Origin of the sequence: Olivibacter domesticus, from assembly GCF_900109575.1 — a bacterium.
In the GTDB taxonomy this organism is placed as follows: Bacteria; Bacteroidota; Bacteroidia; order Sphingobacteriales; family Sphingobacteriaceae; genus Olivibacter; species Olivibacter domesticus.
The window spans coordinates 1-19490 of the sequence record NZ_FOAF01000017.1 but is presented as its reverse complement, the minus strand read 5'-3'; the positions used below and the strand labels follow the sequence as shown (position 1 = coordinate 19490).

Below are 19490 nucleotides of genomic sequence, written 5' to 3'. Positions count from 1 at the left end.
CTAATGCGTATTAATATGCTGTTTATTGTTATTTTCTTTTTTTATTATGCTATCTGCCTTCTCGCAGACAATTTGATTCGAGAACTTCAGATTAACCGACTTGTAGGTTCCCCATCCAGCTTTAGGAACAATCTGTTTATAAAATACTAGAAGTTTACCAAACTTTCTCTCTAACGAATCCGCATCTCCTAGAATTATTTTTTGATTCCCAACCCTTGGCACTATTTCAATGTCGCGTTCTTCATTTACATATAACTGCTCAACCTGACTGTTCCAAAGAGAGTCTGTTGTTAAAAATGTAGCTACTTTATACAGATCTTTTACTGTCTTTGACATTATTGTGTCTTGCTTGCCGTCAAAACGTTCCGTAATATTTCCATTTGCCACTGTTATATGCGGTGCGTAAAGCTTAGATATTGGAAATTTCACACCAGCATCATCAATATAAAAGTCATTTCCAACATTATTTATAATTCTTAACACTGCTTCTCTTTGTTCGATCTTCACATTTACTGTTCCGTCCATATCAGAAAAAACCCTCACTTGCTTAATAAACGGATTCAGCTTTAATTTATCCTCTATCTCTTGAAACGGTAAATACTTTAATGGTTTTCCAACTAATGCACCATTATTTTCTTCTATAATACCAAAAACATCCATTTGCGACACAAAAGCCTGTGTGCCAGGAACGATGATCTTTATATTTTTACAGTCTAGCCCATTCTTTTTTGCATTGATAAAACTCATTAACACTAAAAGGCCTGTAACACTTATACACCAACTTAGTATATAGCGTATCTTTCGCCAATTGATATTTTTCAGTGTATCAAACATTTGTTAAAACTTTTTTTATGGGAGCTACTAATAAATCGATGTTTCCCGCTCCAACGGTAAGCGTTACCTTTGGTTTATTTTGTTTTATATAAGCTAAAATCTCTTCCCTATCAAGCTTCATTTTATTTTTTATTTCAACTTTTTCCAATAACCAATCTGATGTAATTCCAGCGATAGGCTCTTCCCGCGCAGGATAGATATCCATGAGTATTAGTGTATCAGCCAACGCTAAACTTTCTGCAAAACCAGCAGCAAAATCTCGCGTTCTCGAGAATAGATGCGGTTGGAAAATACAGGTTACTTCTTCTCGAGGAAATAAGCTTTTAACGGCCAATAAACAAGCTTTCAGTTCCTCAGGATGATGCGCATAGTCATCTATAAACACCACATCATCTTGATTCACAATATATTCAAATCGTCTTTTAACACCTTTAAAGGAAGCGAGCGCATCTTTTATTAACGTCTTCTCTACTCCTAATTCCAAAGCAACGGTAATCGCGGCTACAGCATTCTCTACATTATGTTTACCTGCTATGCCAAGAAGAATATTTTCAATAATGACATCCTTCTTATTATGCCGATAATCAAAATAAAAAGATCTATCTCGTACTTCAATATTGGACGCATAGGCATCAGCATCACTACTAGTTGCATATGTCAGATCAAAAGGTAAACTTAGTCCCTTCTTTACTATCCGTTTACCATCTGCAGAAACCTGCTGGATAAACAGGTGAAACGACTCTAACATATGGTCTAAATCTCCGTAAATATCCAAGTGATCAGGGTCAGTAGATGTCACCACAGCAATATTAGGATGGAGTGTCAAAAATGATCGATCAAATTCATCTGCTTCTACCACCAAAAGATTACTATTGGCAAATAAAATATTGCTATTATAATTTGCAGCAATCCCACCCAAAAATGCTGCGCATTTAAATCCACTATCTGTCAAAATGTGAGCAATCATACTAGAAGTAGTGGTTTTTCCATGTGTACCCGCTACTGCTATGGTAAAATACTTTTCACTGATTAAACCCAATACTTCTGAGCGTTTAAACAATCTATAACCTAATTCGACAAAGAAGGTGCTAATCTTTAAATCTTTCGGAGTAGCAGGCGTATATATAACCAGATTTTCTTGAGATAGCTGTTTAAACGACAGTGGGATTTCTTCTATACTATCAGTATAAGTTATCTTTATACCTTCATCCGATAATTGTCTTGTTAAAAATGATGCTGTTTTATCATAACCAAACACTAACAGTCCTAAGTGATTAAAATACCTGGCTAAAGCGCTCATTCCAATGCCGCCAATTCCAATCAAATAAACCTGTCTAACGTTTGATATATTCATTTTTTCGTTATCATTAATGCACTGTCCCTTCAACTAATTTCAGTACCTCTCTAGCTATAACCATATCTGCATCTAATTTTGCCAATCTTTTTATGTTCGAAGAAAGCTCTTTACATTTATCTTTATTTCTGCTCAAATCGATTGTAGCGTCAATTAGCTGTTCATTAGCTGTTATATCACTAATCATTACCGCTGCCTCTTTAACCGTAAGAGCCTGTGCATTTTTTGTCTGGTGATCTTCCGCTACATTGGGAGATGGCACAAGAATTACAGGTTTACCTACCGCACACAATTCAGCAATAGTTCCTGCACCGGCACGTGCTATTATTATATCTGCCGCCGCATATGCCAAATCCATGCGATGCAAAAAGGGCTTTAAATGCACGTGCTCATAAGCTCCTTTCTCTACTATCGCTGCTAATTCTTTATAATAATAATTACCACATTGCCATAACACTTGTATCTGGGCATCTTTAAGCTTATTCAGTCCTTCCAGCATACAATTATTCAATGTACGCGCGCCCAAGCTGCCACCCGTGAGCAAAACAGTTTTCATTTGTTTGTCCAGCCCCAATAGCTCCTTTGCTTCAAATTCTTTTCCAGCAATATCCACCACCTCTCTACGTATCGGATTCCCCGTATTTATTAATTTGTCAGTTGGAAAGAATTGTTCCATTCCTTCAAAAGCAACACAAATTTTAGCGGCGTTTTTACCCAATTTCTTATTTGTTACACCAGCATAAGAATTCTGCTCCTGAATCAAATAAGGTATTTTCATTCTTCCAGCAGCATGAAGTAGCGGACCAGAAGCGTACCCGCCGACCCCTACTACTACATCCGGTTTAAAATCCTTTATAATTTGCCTGGATTTTGTAATACTTTTCCATAGTTTAAAAGGCAGTAAGAGATTTTTTAAAAGCGACTTCCTGTTTATCCCCTGTATATCTAAGCCAATTATTTTATAACCTGCTGCAGGCACCTTATCCATCTCCATCCTACCATTCGCTCCTACAAATAATATTTCTATATCAGGGACTAAACGTTTTAATGCATTTGCAATAGAGATAGCAGGGAAGATATGGCCCCCTGTCCCTCCACCACTTATTATGACTCTTTTTAAACGATTTCCCATAATACCAGTTATTATGCCATTGCTGGAATTTCACCAACAATTACCTTATCCTTTACTTTTCTATCATCATTTGGGAGTTTACCTTGTCCCTTCTGTTTAAGTTCTTCGATGTTTCTGCTTACACTCAAAATAATGCCGAATGCTACGCTAGTGAACAGGATAGAAGTTCCACCCATACTAACCAGCGGTAAAGGAACACCTGTCACCGGCCCTAAACCAACCGCTACTGCCATGTTGCCAAAAGCCTGAATAGTTAAACTAAAACCCAAACCAGCAGCTAGTAATGCCCCAAAAGCTTTGGGGCTTTGTGTTACTATTCGAATGCACCTGAACATAAGGATCAAGTACATAGCGGCCAAAACAACTCCCCCTACGGCACCATATTCTTCAATTATTATCGCAAAAATGAAGTCAGAATAAGGATGCGGAAGTAAATTACGTTGTGTACTATTACCGGGTCCCTTTCCAAATAATCCACCCGTTGCAATGGCTATTTTTGCTTGTGTTGCCTGAAACTCCTTATCCGGGTCAGGTTCGCCTTTACCCATAAAAGTTTCGACCCTTGATATATATGTTTGTCTCCTAGGGCCTAATAGCACTACTAAGGTCAATAGAAAAACACCTGCTATACTAACGTAAGCTATTTGTTTTACACTGATACGGCCAATTAGTAATAACAAAATACTCACCGCGAAAAGCATGATAGCTGTAGACATATTTGCAATGGCAATCAATATGATAACAACACAAACAGAACCCATAATGGGTACAAAAGCACTTTTTACATCCTTTATATTCTCTTGCTTACGTGTTAACATCCGCGCTAAAAACGTTATGAGCGCCAATTTAGCCATGTCAGATGTTTGAAATGTTTGATTAATAACAGGAATGGTAACCCACCTGTTAGCATCGTTAACGGAGTTTGTAAACAACAACGTATATAAAAGCAAGGGAATCGTAATAATCATTAAGATTTTGGATATTCCTGCATAATAGCGATAATCAAGCAAGTGCGAAAAGTACATTAATACAAGACCTGCAAAGATTATAGTAAAATGTTTGATCAGGTATGTTTCTGTTCCATGACCTTCTTTATATGCCAAAGTGCCTGTTGAACTATAAACAGCCAATATTGACCAGACTGACAAGAGAATCACTATGATCCAAATCCATTTATCACCCTTAAGCTTTTTAAAAACTCTTTCCATCATCTTTACTTGTTAAGTACATTCATCCAAACAATTGTCCACTTAACCTCTCCCCCGTTTAAAGCTCTCTAACAGCAGCTTTAAATTGATCGCCCCTATCTTCATAATTTTTGAATAGATCGAAACTGGCACAAGCTGGTGATAATAAAACTGTATCACCTTTTTGTGCAATATGATAAGCTATCTGAACAGCCTCACTCATCGTTGCAGTATTCACAATAACCTCCGTATCCTCTTCAAAAGCATTGTGTATATTTCTATTATCCTTACCTAGGCAAACAATCCCTCTCACTTTTTTTTGCACCATTTCTTTCAACATGTTGTAATCATTCCCTTTATCAACTCCCCCCATAATTAAAACTATTTTACCAGGTAAACTCTCCAAGGCGTACCAAACCGAGTTCACATTGGTTGCTTTAGAGTCATTAATAAATTCTATTCCCGAGATACGAGATACGTGTTCTAATCTATGCGGGATATTTACGAAATCTCCCATGCTTTCCCGAATAGTTTCATTACGTAATTCCCAAACTTTGGCTACAATTCCAGAAGCCATATTATTATACACATTGTGTTTTCCCTGTAATGCTAAATCGTTAATAGACATGATAAAATTTTCGTGATTTGGTACCTTTATTATAATTTCGTTTTGTTCATTTAAATAAGCTCCCTGCGCCACCTTCTCTTTCAGACTGAAGGGGTACATGGAAGCGTTTATTTTTATTCTTTTAAGTCCTTCTAATGTCTCAGGATCGTCTTGACAGTATATAAAAACATCCTCGCTCCGCTGATTTTGAGTTATTCTAAACTTGGAATTCGCATAGTTTTCCATCTTATAGTCGTAGCGATCAAGATGATCTGGCGTAATATTTAATAATACTGCAATATCTGCCCTAAAATCATACATATCATCTAACATGAAGCTGCTTATTTCCAAAACGTAAATGTCAAACTTCTCTGTGGCGACCTGCAAAGCAAAGCTTTTACCAATATTACCAGCCAAACCAACATTTAATCCTGCTTTTTTGAGTATGTGGTAAGTCAACATCGTGGTGGTAGACTTTCCGTTTGACCCTGTAATGCAAATTGTTTTAGCTTTTGTGTACTGTGCTGCGAATTCAATTTCTCCAATAACACGAATACCCTTCTCCCGTAAATATTTTATTACCGGAGCTGTCTCTGGTATACCCGGACTCTTAATAACCAAACCTGCAGTTTGCATCTCTTCTATCGTATGCCGCTTCTCCTCATAACGCACTCCTTCGTTTTTTAACTGCTCTTTATAACCTTGCTTTATCTCACTGCTGTCAGACACAAATACTTCAAAACCTTGCTGTTTTCCTAGAACCGCTGCGCCCACACCACTCTCCCCTGCTCCTAGCACAATTAATTTAGGTTTTACCTTACTACTATTTGTATCAAGCGTTTCCATTTATCTCACCTTTAATGTAACGATTGTTATGACCGCCAAAATAATTCCCACAATCCAAAACCGCGTAACTATTTTCGATTCATGATATCCTCTTTTTTGATAGTGATGATGCAAAGGAGACATCAAGAATATCCTTCGTCCTTCTCCAAACTTCTTCTTTGTATACTTGAAATAAGAAACTTGCATAATTACTGACAGCAGCTCAACCAAAAAAATACCACATAATATTGGAATCAATAACTCTTTCCTTATCATGATAGCGAAGGCGGCTATTATACCACCAATAGCCAAGCTACCTGTATCTCCCATAAATACTTGAGCGGGGTATGAATTATACCATAAGAACCCAACACATGCACCAACAAACGCACCAGCGAAGACAACCAATTCACCAGAATTCGGTATATAGATAATATTGAGATAATCTGCAAAAATGCTGTTACCAGACACATAAGCCAATATCGCCAGCGTTACACCAATAACGGCAGAAGTACCGGTAGCTAAACCATCTATCCCATCAGTAATATTGGCACCATTCGACACCGCGGTAATAATAAAGACCACAAAAACCAGAAAAACCAAAAAAGCATATTTCCCATCTTTCACACCAAAGACGCTCAGCACCTTACCGTAATCAAACTCGTTGTTTTTATAAAATGGGATGTTCGTTTTTGTAGATTTAACTTCTACGTTATAATAACTCTTCGTTCCATCAAAGTTTTGCTGCATTTGAATATTGGCACCTTTAATAGGCCCATTAACCTTTTGCCTACTCACTATGGATGGGTGATAATACATTGTCCATGCAATAATAACCCCAAGTCCCACTTGTCCAACAACTTTAAACTTTCCTGCCAGTCCTTCTTTATTATTTTTAAACACTTTGATATAATCGTCTAAAAACCCAACCGCACCCATCCAAACAGTTGCTATAATCATGAGGATTACATATACATTTTCCAACTTGGCAAACAGCAAAGTAGGAATCAAGATCCCTGCAATAATAATCAGTCCGCCCATTGTTGGAGTACCCTGCTTTTTTGACTCCCCTTCCAAACCTAAACTCCGTACCGTCTCGCCTACTTGTTTTTTACGCAATAATTTAATTAATCTCCCGCCATAAACAGTTGTGATAATAAGAGACAATATAACGGTCAAACCAAAGCGAAAAGAAATGTATTGAAACACCCCAGCGCCCGGTAGGTTAAAATGATCATGTAAATATGTAAACAAATAGTACAGCATCCCTTAGTTATATTTTATCCTTGCCCAAATTAGTGCCTTTCATTAGCTACGCATGATTATTAATTAATAATTTCATCAAAAAGCTCTCTCAGAACAGCTTTATCATCAAAGTTTTTCTTAACTCCCATTATTTCCTGATATTTCTCATGCCCCTTTCCTGCTACTAAAATTATATCATGTGGCTGAGCTAAATGTACTGCCGCCTTTATAGCTTCGTACCTATCCGTTATAGCAAACACATTCCGTTTTTTGTCATTAGGAATTCCCTGCTCCATATCATGAATAATCTGTTGAGGGTTTTCACTTCTAGGATTATCGGAAGTTAAAATAACTTTGTCGCTTAATCGCGCAGCAACCTCCGCCATTTCCGGTCGTTTAGTTTTATCCCTATCCCCGCCACAGCCTAATACTGTTATAATTTGTTCTTTATTCTTCCGCAGGTTCACAATCGTTTGTAATACATTTTCTACCGCATCTGGCGTATGGGCGTAATCTACAACTCCTACTATCCCATTATTTGCCAATTGTGTATCAAAGCGTCCTTCAGCACCGGTGATCCTACTTAGTATCGTCAACACACGCATACTATCCTGCTCTAACAGTACTCCAGCACTATATACCGCTAGTAAGTTATAGGCATTGAAAGTCCCAACCAGCTTTGTCCAAACTTCCTTTCCTTCTACCTGCATCAGCATACCATCGAAATGACTCTCTATTATTCGGCCCTTATAATCTGCTATATTCTTTAAGCCGTATGTCTTTTTATAAGCTTCTGTATTCTGCAGCATCACGGTACCATTTTTATCATCTACGTTTACCAATGCAAAGGCCGACTTATCCAGCACGTCAAAAAAGCCTTTTTTCGCCTTGATATATGCATCAAAGGTTTTATGAAAATCTAAATGGTCATGTGTTAAATTGGTAAATACACCCCCTACAAATGTTAACCCTGCTATTCTATGCTGCACAATAGCATGAGAACTCACCTCCATAAAACAATAGTCGCACCCGGCATCAACCATTTGCCGCAAAAGTAAATTAAGCGCTATCGGATCTGGTGTTGTATGCGTTGCTTCGATAACGTTACCATTAATTTGATTTTGCACGGTAGAAAGTAATCCCACATGAAAGCCCAGTTCAATGAACAATTTATGTAATAAGGTCACCACTGTTGTTTTACCATTAGTGCCCGTCACACCTACCAACTTTAGCTGTGATGAAGGATTTCCATAAAAATTCGCAGCCGCTAATCCTAAACAATAAGCAGCGTCATCTACTTGAATATAAGTAATATGATCATTGATAATAGTTGGAATATCCTCGCATATAATAGTTGTTGCACCAAGTGCTATCGCTTTGTCGAGAAATAAATGTCCATCGGTCACGGTACCTTTTACTGCAACAAAAAGATCATTATGAACGATCTTACGAGAATCAAAACAAATTGCATGAATATCCCTGTCCATACTTCCGATAGTATGCTTTACCGTAATACCATTTAATATGTTAGACAACGCGATCATTCTAATTCAATATTTATTGGCAATCCTCTACTTGCAATCTCCCCGGGATTAATAGATTGTCTTACCACTTTACCTTTTCCCTTCACCAAGGCTTTCATCCCTACGTTTCCCAAAAGAAACATGGCGTCTTTTAACCCCATCCCCTTCAGATCAGGAACTTTACCTTCCACAATGCCTTCTTCTGCAACAAAATGTTTGGCAGTATCACTTTGAAGCTGATTCGCTTTTAAGCCAAAGGCGTTAGAAACGTATTGACTATCCTTTAAAAAACCATTTTTTATTTGCGGCGTTCCATATGCCGAGGTGAATTTTAAATTATTAAGATCATGATACATTTGCGTATCGCCGGCATACACTCTTTCGGCAATTTCCTTAAATACCGGAGCAGCAACACTGATGGCATAATAACCACCTTTTCTAGGATTCTGCACCACCACAATCATGGAATACTTCGGATTATCCGCAGGAAAATACCCCGCAAAAGAGCCTTGGTATCTTCTATTTGTTTTATATCCAGCAGCACCATCCGCCATTTGCGCAGTTCCCGTCTTTCCCGCCATTTTGAATAATGAATTTTTCAACACTTTAGCCGTTCCTTCTTCTACTACTCCCTCCAACATCCCTCTTACTTTGCCCAGCGTTTCATCCGACGCAACTTTTTCATTAATTACCCTTGCTTCAAATTTTTCGACGGTATTCCCTAATCTTCTAACTTCTTTTACAAACAAGGGAGCGATCATCTTACCATTATTAGCCACGGCATTATACAAAGCTAGCATTTGTAAAGGCGTCACTTTCAGTTCATAACCATAGGCCATTTGTGGCAAACTCAGGCCGCTCCATGACCTGCTTTTAGGCGTCTTTATTAAAGGATCACCTTCTCCCGGTATTTGCAGCCCAAGCTTATCATTTAGGTGCATTTTATGCAGTCGAGAAGTAAAAGCAGCCGGATTGTTTTTATAGTTTTGATAAATAAGTTTAGTAATTGCTGTGTTAGACGAAACTTCAAAAGCTCTTTTTACCGAAATCTTACCATAGCCGCCATGATGAGAGTCTCGGATTGTTTTCCTATAAACAGTAAATGTTCCGTCTTCAGTATCTACAATATCACTCGTATCAATTTTGCCATCTTCAATAGCAGCCATGTAAGACGCCAATTTAAATGTCGATCCAGGCTCTGCACTTTGAGCTACTGCATAGTTAAATTTCTCTTTATAAACACCCTCTTCCACCTTCGTGAAATTGGCAACGGCCCTCACTTCCCCCGTAGCCACCTCCATCAAAATAACGCATCCATTATCTGCATCGCTTGCAATTAATTGTTTTTCGAGCGCCTTTTGCGCAACGTCCTGCATATTAACATCAATAGTTGATATAATATCGGCACCATCAGTAGGAGACACCTCTGTATCTTCATTGATAGGCATCCAGCTGCCACCCGCTATCCGTTGGACTAATCGGCTGCCGCTCACACCATCCATGTATTCAGCATACGCCCCCTCCAGTCCAACAGGCTGTACATTTTCATTTTTATACCCTATAGTACGTGCCGCCAAAGTTTTAAATGGCATAATACGCTTGTTCTTCTGCTCCGCAATTAATCCCCCTTTGTACTTACCCAAATTAAAAATCGGAAATGCGCGAACTACTTTCATATCTTGAAAGCTTACATTTCGCTTCACCAAGTAATAGCGATTTTTATCTTTACGAGCTTTTCTAAGCAAGCGCCTATATTGATCTACGGATTTATCTTTAAAAAATGTTGCCAAACTGGCGGCAAGAGAATCTACCTTGGCATAAAACACATCGTCCTCTAAAATTCCTGGAGCCACCATATCCATCCGCACATCATATTCAGGAACTGAAGTAGCCAACAAGCTGCCATCTGACGAAAAAATATTGCCTCTTGTTGCTTCAATTGTTTGATATCGTGTTGAAAGGCTATCGGCCATTGCTTGCCAATGCGTTCCTTCTACAACCTGTAAGCTGAACATTTTATATAATACGGCTACAGCAAAAATTACCATTGCTCCAAAGGAGAGGTAAACCCGTAATAATATATCTGTTCTAATATTCATTATTATATTTATTCTTCCGTTTTATCTACAGCATTCAGAATAATCCTTTTAGGTGGCGCTATAAGCGCCTTAAGTCCAACAGTATCCACTTTCTGCGCCACTTCGCTCTGCGTACTTTTAAGCATCAAATCAGCCTTTAAAGATTTATATTCCCAACTCAAATACTTCACCTCCCTAGTCGTTGTATCAATTTCACGTACCGTATCTTCTGCTAAATGCCTATTTGCGATATATATAATAGCCAAAAAAGCTAAAAATGCAATAAATGGAACCGCTGCCACTGCTCGGGCAGATGAGAATCCTCTGGGAGATAGTAATGACTTCAGAAACTCTTCGGAAGCCCCCGCCTTTGCTTCTACTTCATCACTCAATACCTCTTGCTGCTCTTCCGTTAACGCTGCATTTTTATACTTGTTTAACATGGTCGTTAGCTCGTAATATTAAAAAATCATTTACAACTTCTCAGCCACTCTTAACTTTGCACTTCGCGCTCGACTATTGGTATTAATCTCATCTACCGACGCAGTAATAGCTTTACGCGTAATTAACTTAAAAGGCTTAATTTCATTCCCATAAAAATCTTTCTCCACTTCCCCTTTAAACTTCCCCTTCGCCATAAAATTTTTTACCAGCCTGTCCTCTAATGAATGATAAGACATCACCACCAACCGCCCTTCGGGAGCTAAAACAGATTCCGCCTGTACCAAAAATTCTTGGAGTGCTTCTAGTTCTTTATTTACCTCAATACGTAAAGCCTGAAAAAGTTGCGCAAAGTATTTATTCTCTTTCCCTCGAGGAACCAGCTTTGTAATTGCAAGCTTTAAATCAGCCACCCTATTAATAGGCTTCGTCAAACGAGCTGTCACAACCGCCTTTGCTAGAGATTTCGCATTTTGTATTTCTCCATACATGCCGAATATCCGATGCAATTCACTTTCTGAATAGGTATTAATCACCCTTTTAGCATCGATATCACTCACCTGATCCATTCGCATATCCAAAGAAGCATCAAAACGTATAGAAAAACCTCGCTCTGCTTCGTCAAACTGATGAGAAGACACACCTAAATCCGCCAAAATTCCATCAACTTGTTTAACCCCTTGTAACCGCAGGTTATTTTTCAAAAAACGAAAATTTTGATGAATCAACGCAAATCGTTCATCTTGAAAAGCATTAGCAAGTGCATCAGGATCTTGGTCAAATGCATAGAGCTTTCCTTTATCGCCTAAATGAGCTAAAATTTCTTGAGAATGCCCCCCCCCACCGAATGTTACATCAACATACACTCCATCAGGCTTTATATTCAATGCCTCAACGCATTCCTTCAACATTACCGGCACATGATAAACCTTATTCATCCCCCCTCCTTTTCAAATTCCCCATTACTTCTTCAGCCAATGCAGCGAAATCATCCCCCTCATCATCCCATTGTGCGTCATAAACATCTTTTGCCCACAACTCTATTTTATTAAACTGACTCGCTAGCACCACCTCCGCATCTATGTTAGCATACTCTAATAAGGCTTTTGGAATCAATACTCTATTTGCCGAATCTAAACTAAGCTCGGTAGCTCCCCTCATAAACTTTCGCACAAATTCCCGGGTCTTTTTTTCGAAGGTGTTAAGCTTACTCAACTCGTCCATAATCCTATCCCATTCCTTTCTTGGATATATCACTAGATGACTTTCCAGTCCTCGATTTATAACAAGCCCCTCCCGTTCAACCTCAGGCATTTGCTTTTTGAGGCTGGCAGGCAATACCATTCTTCCTTTGGTATCTAGCTTACATTCACATTCACCGAGAAAGTGAGCCATCTATACAGTTTATCCAAATAATCAAATGTAAAATTAGATAAATCTTCCACTTTCTCCCACTTTCTCCCACAAAAAAGTTTTCCACAGGTTATTTTCTCCCACCAGCTCACAAAAAGCGCCCCTTAGCAAACACAGTTTATTGAGCTTTTTAATCGGAAAAAATCATATCAGAAAAGGTTTTATTGATCATTTTGATAGGTAGAGACCTCTCTAGAGACAAATGTCATGCACTTAAATTTTTCTTAAGAAACGAGCATTGCTTTGTAACATCTCTAAAATTGTAATATGGTATCTATTCCTTAGAAATATAAAATCGCTCCTTATTAAAACTTTTTGCTTATCCAATTGTAATACAAGAAAACCGCAACACCACAATAAAACCAAAAGAAGAGCGGCCAATTATTTAAGCTAATTAAAAGAGTAAACCATGAACTTCAATCGATTATGCATAATGCTCATTATAGTAATGAGTTTATGTTTTGGGTTAACATCATGTGGTTCTAAACAGTTAAAAGATCAAAGGGCCCAACAAGAGATAGAATATGTGCTTTTACCTGGCACTAAGGTGGATGTAACACAGGGAGTTGTTACTTTTACTGGAACATTTCCTGACGAAGAACACATGAAAGAGGCAGAAGCAACCGCAAGAGGTATTAAGGGAATTAAATCAGTAGTAAACAATGCTACAATTGCACACAAAGTCCAAACAGCAGTAGACACTACGAGTATGCCTTAATGCAAAAGGGAATAACAGGAAGAGGGATGCTAAACATCCCTCTTCTTCAATAATTTTATTCATTAATCGCCTTTACTCCAGGCAATTCTTTCCCCTCCATATATTCCAGCAAAGCTCCCCCTCCTGTGCTTACATAGCTTACATCATCCGTCATTTTAAATTTAGTAACGGCTGCAGCAGAATCTCCTCCGCCAATTAAAGAAAACGCACCTTGCTTTGTTGCGTCAACTACAGCTTCTGCAACTGTTCTTGTTCCCTTTGCAAAGGTATCCATCTCAAACACTCCCATAGGCCCATTCCATAAAATCGTTTTAGATGACTTTATAACATCAGCGAATTCAGCTGCGGATGCTGTCCCTATATCTAAGCCCATTTTATCAGCGGGTATCTTATCGTTTGGCCCATCATAAACTACGGCATCATTAGCAAATTTATCAGCAATCTGCGAATCAGCAGGCAAAATCAATTGAACGCCTTTTTCCTTTGCTTTTTCCACTAAACTATTTGCTAAATCAAGCTTATCAAGCTCAACTAACGATTGGCCGATCTCTCCTCCCTTTGCTTTTACAAACGTATATGCCATTCCACCGCCTATAATGAGATTATCGACCTTTGCTAATAAAGCTTCGATAAGCTCAAGTTTATCTGAAACTTTAGCGCCTCCCATAATAGCTGTAAACGGTCTTTCCGGATTGTTTAATACTTTTTCAGCATTTTTCAACTCTGCAGCCATCAAGTAACCAAAATATTTAGCCTGCGGGAAAAATTTTGCAATTACAGCAGTAGAGGCATGCGCACGGTGAGCAGTACCAAAGGCATCATTTACATAAATATCTCCTAAGGCCGCTAATTTTTCAGCGAAAGCTTCATCACCTTTTTCTTCCTCTTTGTAAAAACGTAAGTTTTCAAGCAGGAGCACCTCTCCAGCTTTCAGGTTTTGAGCTTTTTCTTTTGCTTCAACTCCAATGCAGTCATCAGCAAATTGTACATTTACGTTGAGTTCCTTAGACAAATGGTCAACTATATGTTTTAAAGAGAACTTGTCTGTAGGCCCATCCTTTGGACGTCCTAAATGTGACATCAAAATAACTGCCCCACCATCCTTCAATATTTTTTCTATGGTTGGTTTTGCTCCTTTTATACGGTTATCATCGGTAATATTAAAATCATCGTCTAACGGAACATTGAAGTCAACACGGATTAGCGCTTTTTTCCCGGAAAAATTTAAATCGTCAATAGTTTTCATTTGTATATTTTTTGTTTTTTTAGTGGTCAGATAGAGCCTTTGATAATTAAGCCCCGAAGGGCTCATGAACGCAAAAGCCGTCTTAAAATCCGTGAATAAATAATCGTTACCCTATGTGTTTAACAATTATTTTAATCATGTCGGGTTCATTTGAATAAATTGTTTAAAATGCATTGAAGACAGCTTATTGTGGCTTCAAACATATATTTTTATTTTTTTGCTTAGGTAAAATTTTCAAGAACAATATTTTTTAACCGTTCTGCAACAAACTTAGAAAATTTGTACAATATTTAGAACAAACGTCTAATTTATCTGCAAATACATGACGCGATGTGTTCCTATACCAGGAACCTCAAAATTCTCAGAAATAAATTCAAATCCTAAATTTTGGTAAAAACGGAAGGCAGCTTCACGCGCATTACACCATACATAAGAAGCTCCCTGGCCTCGGAGATAAACAATCAAAAAATTGACCAACTGGTTACCCAGCCCCTTTCCTTGAAAATCTGAATGAGTAGCCATTCCTCTTAATTGATACCCTATTCCAGCAAAACCATCTCTCGCCTGAGGAAAAGCAGTAAGGACACATTTTGGCACATCATCCTCTTCATCAATTAATCCGAGATGAAAGGTGTCCGGCCTTGCGTCCTCGTCAAACACACAGTATTCATAAGACTTACCATCACGCAAGACCTGGCTTCTTAATGGAAGAACTTCTTCCGGGGGAATAAATTTCACAATCATCTTATCGTCTAATAGATTTCATTTTAACCAACAGATCTATTAACCTATTGGAATAACCAAATTCATTGTCGTACCAGCCTACTACTTTTACCAAACCACCAACAACGGAAGTAAGTAAAGCATCGAAAACACAAGAATAGGGTGAATTTATAATATCAATGGATACTATAGGGTCTTCAGTATATTGTAATATACCCCTTAAATCGGTGAGAGAGGCCTTTTCAAATGCCGCATTGATTTCTTCAACCGTAGGTTGTCTTTCGAGAATACAAGTAAAATCTGTTAGCGACCCATTAAGTACCGGTACTCTAACGCCTGCTCCCCCTAACTTCCCCTCTAAGTGTGGAAAGACATTCGTTACAGCTTTTGCCGCCCCTGTAGTAGTTGGTATAATAGACGCAGATGCTGCCCTTGCTCTTCTTAAATCACGATGGGGTGCATCATGTAAATTTTGATCGCCCGTCATAGAATGTATCGTGGTAATATATCCATCTATTATCTTCCAATTGCGATCGAGCACCTTTATTAAAGGCGCTACATTGTTGGTGGTACAAGAAGCATTTGACAGCACTTTAGTTGATAAATCAATGATATCGTCATTTACTCCCAACACTACGATTGGCACTTCTTTATCTGCTGAAGGGGCTGAAATAACCACCTGCTTAGCACCTGCTTTTAAATGCTCTTCTGCCAATTTTAATGTTGTAAATCTGCCTGTAGATTCGATGACCACGTCGACTTCTAAATTTCTCCACGGTAGTTTAGCAGGTTCTTTTTCGTTAAGCACTGCTATACGCCGGTTATCTATGATCAAGTAGCTTTCTTCTGTATTGACTTCACCGCTATAGGGTCCATGAACTGAGTCATATTTAAAAAGATGCGCCAATGTCTGTACATCTGTAAGATCATTTATTGCAACTATTTCTACATCTGCATTTCTCAGTATTATATTACGTAAGGTATTACGGCCAATACGGCCAAATCCATTAATAGCAATTTTCATGAATGGTTTTTCATTAATTATATATTCTCAAATGTCTTTACGAATCTTTTCTATCGCGATCTGCCTTAGCGCTACTCCAATCATCATAAGTCATCCACTCCTCCGCAAATACCAGCTTGTCTTTTTACTCAGTTTAACAAAAATCTCGTTTAATAATTACAATTGAATAATCCCTGCAAATCTCTAGGGAGTTTACCCACAGCTTGTAATACTCTATATTAAGTTGGCAAACAAAGTTAGCAAATATCATTACCTATGCCTCAAACAATGATATGTTTTTACTGTTAAAATAAAGTAAATTAATCTCTTGAAATCATGAAAAGTCCTGCGAAAAAAGAAAAATATGAACCGGCTGACTCTGATCAAAAACAAGTGGCCGACAATAAATCAGTAAAAAACATTAAGGACAGTGGTTATCGTAAAAAAAGTGCATCAATGGGCAATCCAGCAAAGAAAAAGGAATATAGTGAACAACCTCCAACAAAGCATAACACCCATAGTTAATCGCTAGTCAAATATTTGTTAAGCGCAATATTAAAAACATTGGGGTCTTCGAGATTTGGAAGATGGCCACATCCTTTCATAATCAACAACTCTGATTGAACAATGCCCTCTTTTAATATTTCCACCTGATTAGCGGTCATAAGCTTATCTGACTCGCCTCTTATTATCAGACAAGGAACGGTTATTTCTTTCAAACTATCGGTAGTATCAGTACGAGAGGCAAGCGCTAATAAGGTAGCGCAAATGCTTCTGACATCATTACGTCGTATACTGCTTCTTATTAGCTCTACTTCATCCACTTTTGTCATAAGGCTTTGTTCAGAGAAAACATTTTTCACAAAACCTATTGCAAAAGTTCGCCTTCCATATTTCAATACAGATTGTATGGTATCAAACCGTTTAATTTTTGCCTCGTTAGTATCTGCCTGAGAATTTGTGCTGACTAAAACTAATCCGATAATAAGCGTCGGAGCCAGTTGGTAAGTGCGAAGAGCAATATAGCCACCCATAGAAATACCGCAGAGGACGACATGCTCCAATCCTAATGTTTCAACAAATACAATCAAGTCTTTTGCAAAAACATCCACACTGAAGTATCCATGTCCAATTGTGCTCATACCATGCCCCCGTACATCAACGGCTATCCCGCGTACATTTGCTGGAAGAGATGCAAGCTGATCAATCCACATATTTTTATTGAACGGAAATCCATGGATAAATATAATTGTCTTGTCTGCGACGGATGGCTCTTTTAATAAATAGGATATACTAATATCACCAATTCTTACTTTTTTTCTTTGCATAGAAAGATCATTCCTCATCATTTATTAACCGCAAAGCTAGAAATAAGTTTGTCATATCTTAAATCATTCCAATTGAACTGGTATTATTTACCATAGATAAATTTGACACAATAAGATTTCTTACAATAAATCAATCAGTTAAAAATTTCAACAAAAAAACATCTCAAAAATTATTTATTTATTTTGGATATTTCATAATCGTTCCTATCTTTGCAGTCCAATTCAGAACGCACTTGTAGCTTAATTGGATAGAGCACCTGACTACGGATCAGGAGGTTAGGGGTTCGACTCCCTTCAAGTGCACCTCGCGGGACATTTTCGAGAAATCGCTAATTGTCCCGTTTTTTTTCGCCTCTAACTTACTATTAATAAGACTGCTTCGCGCGTCACTGATAGCTTAATTTCGGATCATACCGAATTCTTGGGGGGATACTTTAAGCATACAATTTCATTACCCGATATAGGAAGAATTTAGTATCTCTGACACCTCGGAATACGCTTCTGAAAGCTTTCAATTTAGCATTGAAAGATTCGGCAGAGGCATTGGTACTCTTGTTATCAAAGTAATGCAGGATATTGGGATGATGTGCCGCAATAGATCTGGCCACGCTTTGGAAAGATGCTATTCCGGAATTTTCCACCTGATTGTGCCATAGGCCGAGTTTGGTAAAAGCGCCCTCTTTACTCTTGCATTTATTGAAGATATCTCCCAATGCTATCCCCAGATCATATGCCTTTTTAAGTAGGGGAAAGCGTAAGAAAAGCAGCTCTGCACGATGTTTCTGGCTTTCTGTCCATCTTGTAGGATGCCTGAACAGCAGATGTCTCGACCTGGCCAGGAGCTGTTTGAGCGTATCCCCGTTGGGTAGCAGCTCAGGATCGTAGGGAACACCCTCCTTACGTGCCTTTGCGATCTTCCTGCTTTCATCATCCAACACTTCCCAACGGTATCTGATGCGCAATTCCTGAACGGCATCATAAGCAAGTTTCTGTACATGAAACCTGTCTATCACCCGTCTGGCGTTCCTGAAACATCGACGGATTGCCTTTGCCATATTGGGAGCCATATCCATAGTAACCTCCCTGACCCTGTTCCTCATTCTCAAAGGGATACGTTCCAGGGCATGGATGATATCTTCCGCCTTTGTTCCCCTAATGGTCGCCAGCACGGTTCCTTTTCTTCCTTTGGCGGCTTTGCTGCTTACAATGGTATAGAGTTCGCCATTGCTGAAACTGGTCTCATCGATACTCAGCTTTTCTGATATATTCCCCGGGAACACGGTCCAGTGTTCAGCATGGGGTTTCTGGTCCCAGTCATGAAAGTCGCTAAGATGGTTCTTATATTGTTCCTGAAGCTGTTTGCCATCCAACTGGAAGAAAAGCCCTAAAAGATGGGCACTGATGGGATAGTTATCCAAATATCCCCTTTAAAAAAAGCCCGAATTCCGTAGTCATTCGAGCGCCCTGGCGAACCAGGTTCCAGTCTCTGGTAATGATTTTCCCGCTTTCCAGAACCAGCCAGCGTCTTCGTCTAATATGAAGGGTAACTTTCTGACCGCGAATAGGAAAGTCTTTGATCTCCGAAGGTGGCATAAAGCCTTTTGATTCCAATTGGACACTTTCATATCCAGATGGGGCGATATTCTTTTCATCAAGGTGGATCTGGAGCCCTTTGTCCTTCTGGACTACTTCCATGATATCGAAATAATCTAATAGCCCCTCGGGCATTAATAAAGTCAAAAGTTTACGTTCGGCGTCTTGCAAGGTATATATTCTTTAATAACGCTAAACTAAGAATTATTTAAATTTCCCCCCAAGAATTCCACTTGATCC

Annotated in this window: 19 protein-coding genes and 1 tRNA gene; 3 read left to right on the top strand and 17 right to left on the bottom strand. The window is 38.6% G+C overall.

Annotated elements, in window-relative coordinates; translation table 11 throughout:
* From BMY50_RS27350 to mraZ, 11 genes are read right to left on the bottom strand one after another with little or no spacing between them, the layout of a single operon-like run.
* Entirely contained in the window at positions 1-834 is an 834-nt protein-coding gene (locus tag BMY50_RS27350) for a cell division protein FtsQ/DivIB (RefSeq protein WP_093332951.1), read from the bottom strand.
* On the bottom strand, positions 827-2188 hold the full coding sequence (murC, locus tag BMY50_RS27345) for a UDP-N-acetylmuramate--L-alanine ligase (protein ID WP_093332949.1): 1362 nt from the start codon (positions 2186-2188) through the stop codon (positions 827-829). The genes BMY50_RS27350 and murC overlap by 8 nt, the downstream gene beginning before the upstream one ends.
* 13 nt (positions 2189-2201) lie before the next feature.
* On the bottom strand, positions 2202-3320 hold the full coding sequence (gene murG, locus BMY50_RS27340) for an undecaprenyldiphospho-muramoylpentapeptide beta-N-acetylglucosaminyltransferase (protein ID WP_093332946.1): 1119 nt from the start codon (positions 3318-3320) through the stop codon (positions 2202-2204).
* 11 nt (positions 3321-3331) lie between these two features.
* The gene (locus BMY50_RS27335) at positions 3332-4528 is read right to left on the bottom strand and encodes an FtsW/RodA/SpoVE family cell cycle protein (protein WP_093333005.1); all 1197 of its coding nucleotides are present in this window, start codon (positions 4526-4528) and stop codon (positions 3332-3334) included.
* A gap of 58 nt (positions 4529-4586) precedes the next feature.
* A complete protein-coding gene (gene murD / locus BMY50_RS27330; protein WP_093332944.1) occupies positions 4587-5960 on the bottom strand; it encodes a UDP-N-acetylmuramoyl-L-alanine--D-glutamate ligase in 1374 nt (457 codons plus the stop codon).
* Positions 5961-7205 (bottom strand): phospho-N-acetylmuramoyl-pentapeptide-transferase, encoded by a 1245-nt coding sequence (mraY, locus tag BMY50_RS27325; RefSeq protein WP_093332942.1) that lies wholly within the window; start codon positions 7203-7205, stop codon positions 5961-5963.
* Between the two features lie 59 nt (positions 7206-7264).
* Positions 7265-8728 (bottom strand): UDP-N-acetylmuramoyl-L-alanyl-D-glutamate--2,6-diaminopimelate ligase, encoded by a 1464-nt coding sequence (locus BMY50_RS27320; RefSeq protein WP_093332940.1) that lies wholly within the window; start codon positions 8726-8728, stop codon positions 7265-7267.
* Positions 8725-10806: a penicillin-binding protein gene (locus tag BMY50_RS27315; protein WP_093332937.1), complete on the bottom strand. Its 2082-nt coding sequence runs from the start codon at positions 10804-10806 to the stop codon at positions 8725-8727. Before BMY50_RS27315 ends, BMY50_RS27320 begins: the two co-directional genes overlap by 4 nt.
* Positions 10807-10814: 8 nt before the next feature.
* Entirely contained in the window at positions 10815-11228 is a 414-nt protein-coding gene (locus BMY50_RS27310; protein ID WP_093332934.1) for an FtsL-like putative cell division protein, read from the bottom strand.
* Positions 11229-11258: 30 nt separating this feature from the next.
* A complete protein-coding gene (gene rsmH, locus BMY50_RS27305; protein ID WP_093332932.1) occupies positions 11259-12164 on the bottom strand; it encodes a 16S rRNA (cytosine(1402)-N(4))-methyltransferase RsmH in 906 nt (301 codons plus the stop codon).
* Positions 12157-12621, bottom strand: coding sequence for a division/cell wall cluster transcriptional repressor MraZ (mraZ, locus tag BMY50_RS27300; RefSeq protein WP_093332930.1), 465 nt, complete (start codon positions 12619-12621; stop codon positions 12157-12159). Before mraZ ends, rsmH begins: the two co-directional genes overlap by 8 nt.
* A 427-nt stretch (positions 12622-13048) precedes the next feature.
* Here mraZ and BMY50_RS27295 point away from each other — a divergent pair, with 427 nt between their 5' ends.
* Positions 13049-13357 carry a BON domain-containing protein gene (locus tag BMY50_RS27295; protein WP_093332928.1) on the top strand — a complete coding sequence of 103 codons (309 nt, stop codon included), beginning with the start codon at positions 13049-13051 and terminating at the stop codon, positions 13355-13357.
* Positions 13358-13412: 55 nt separating this feature from the next.
* Here the strand turns inward: BMY50_RS27295 and BMY50_RS27290 are convergent, their stop codons facing one another.
* The 3 genes from BMY50_RS27290 to gap form a co-directional block, all read right to left on the bottom strand.
* Complete coding sequence (locus tag BMY50_RS27290) at positions 13413-14603, bottom strand: phosphoglycerate kinase (RefSeq protein WP_093333003.1); 1191 nt, start codon at positions 14601-14603, stop codon at positions 13413-13415.
* A 303-nt stretch (positions 14604-14906) separates the two neighbouring features.
* Positions 14907-15347 (bottom strand): GNAT family N-acetyltransferase, encoded by a 441-nt coding sequence (locus BMY50_RS27285; protein ID WP_238383908.1) that lies wholly within the window; start codon positions 15345-15347, stop codon positions 14907-14909.
* 1 nt (position 15348) lies between these two features.
* Positions 15349-16350, bottom strand: a complete 1002-nt coding sequence (gene gap / locus BMY50_RS27280) for a type I glyceraldehyde-3-phosphate dehydrogenase (RefSeq protein WP_093332925.1) — start codon at positions 16348-16350, stop codon at positions 15349-15351.
* 315 nt (positions 16351-16665) lie between these two features.
* Between gap and BMY50_RS27275 the strand changes: the two genes are divergently transcribed.
* On the top strand, positions 16666-16854 hold the full coding sequence (locus BMY50_RS27275) for a hypothetical protein (protein ID WP_093332922.1): 189 nt from the start codon (positions 16666-16668) through the stop codon (positions 16852-16854).
* On the opposite strand, the gene BMY50_RS27270 is transcribed toward BMY50_RS27275, so the two are convergent.
* Positions 16851-17678, bottom strand: a complete 828-nt coding sequence (locus BMY50_RS27270) for an alpha/beta fold hydrolase (protein WP_238383907.1) — start codon at positions 17676-17678, stop codon at positions 16851-16853. The two genes, BMY50_RS27275 and BMY50_RS27270, sit on opposite strands and share 4 nt — an antisense overlap.
* 208 nt (positions 17679-17886) lie before the next feature.
* Between BMY50_RS27270 and BMY50_RS27265 the strand changes: the two genes are divergently transcribed.
* A tRNA-Arg gene (locus BMY50_RS27265) sits at positions 17887-17960 on the top strand.
* 131 nt (positions 17961-18091) lie between these two features.
* Here BMY50_RS27265 and BMY50_RS27260 read toward each other — a convergent pair.
* Both BMY50_RS27260 and BMY50_RS27255 read right to left on the bottom strand, forming a co-directional pair.
* Complete coding sequence (locus BMY50_RS27260; protein ID WP_202907815.1) at positions 18092-19075, bottom strand: ISAon1 family transposase; 984 nt, start codon at positions 19073-19075, stop codon at positions 18092-18094.
* Positions 19068-19352 carry an ISAon1 family transposase N-terminal region protein gene (locus BMY50_RS27255; RefSeq protein ID WP_238383730.1) on the bottom strand — a complete coding sequence of 95 codons (285 nt, stop codon included), beginning with the start codon at positions 19350-19352 and terminating at the stop codon, positions 19068-19070. The genes BMY50_RS27260 and BMY50_RS27255 overlap by 8 nt, the downstream gene beginning before the upstream one ends.
* Between the last annotated feature and the right edge of the window lie 138 nt (positions 19353-19490).

Coding starts and splice junctions, on each gene's coding strand:
- BMY50_RS27320 (WP_093332940.1), bottom strand. CDS start 8,728: ATGATCGCGTTGTCTAACATATTAAATGGTATTACGGTAAAGCATACT.
- BMY50_RS27285 (WP_238383908.1), bottom strand. CDS start 15,347: ATGATTGTGAAATTTATTCCCCCGGAAGAAGTTCTTCCATTAAGAAGC.
- gap (WP_093332925.1), bottom strand. CDS start 16,350: ATGAAAATTGCTATTAATGGATTTGGCCGTATTGGCCGTAATACCTTA.
- BMY50_RS27350 (WP_093332951.1), bottom strand. CDS start 834: ATGTTTGATACACTGAAAAATATCAATTGGCGAAAGATACGCTATATA.
- murC (WP_093332949.1), bottom strand. CDS start 2,188: ATGAATATATCAAACGTTAGACAGGTTTATTTGATTGGAATTGGCGGC.
- BMY50_RS27255 (WP_238383730.1), bottom strand. CDS start 19,352: ATGGAAGTAGTCCAGAAGGACAAAGGGCTCCAGATCCACCTTGATGAA.
- BMY50_RS27335 (WP_093333005.1), bottom strand. CDS start 4,528: ATGGAAAGAGTTTTTAAAAAGCTTAAGGGTGATAAATGGATTTGGATC.
- BMY50_RS27315 (WP_093332937.1), bottom strand. CDS start 10,806: ATGAATATTAGAACAGATATATTATTACGGGTTTACCTCTCCTTTGGA.
- BMY50_RS27275 (WP_093332922.1), top strand. CDS start 16,666: ATGAAAAGTCCTGCGAAAAAAGAAAAATATGAACCGGCTGACTCTGAT.
- BMY50_RS27290 (WP_093333003.1), bottom strand. CDS start 14,603: ATGAAAACTATTGACGATTTAAATTTTTCCGGGAAAAAAGCGCTAATC.
- mraY (WP_093332942.1), bottom strand. CDS start 7,205: ATGCTGTACTATTTGTTTACATATTTACATGATCATTTTAACCTACCG.
- mraZ (WP_093332930.1), bottom strand. CDS start 12,621: ATGGCTCACTTTCTCGGTGAATGTGAATGTAAGCTAGATACCAAAGGA.
- murG (WP_093332946.1), bottom strand. CDS start 3,320: ATGGGAAATCGTTTAAAAAGAGTCATAATAAGTGGTGGAGGGACAGGG.
- murD (WP_093332944.1), bottom strand. CDS start 5,960: ATGGAAACGCTTGATACAAATAGTAGTAAGGTAAAACCTAAATTAATT.
- BMY50_RS27310 (WP_093332934.1), bottom strand. CDS start 11,228: ATGTTAAACAAGTATAAAAATGCAGCGTTAACGGAAGAGCAGCAAGAG.
- BMY50_RS27295 (WP_093332928.1), top strand. CDS start 13,049: ATGAACTTCAATCGATTATGCATAATGCTCATTATAGTAATGAGTTTA.
- BMY50_RS27270 (WP_238383907.1), bottom strand. CDS start 17,678: ATGATGAGGAATGATCTTTCTATGCAAAGAAAAAAAGTAAGAATTGGT.
- rsmH (WP_093332932.1), bottom strand. CDS start 12,164: ATGAATAAGGTTTATCATGTGCCGGTAATGTTGAAGGAATGCGTTGAG.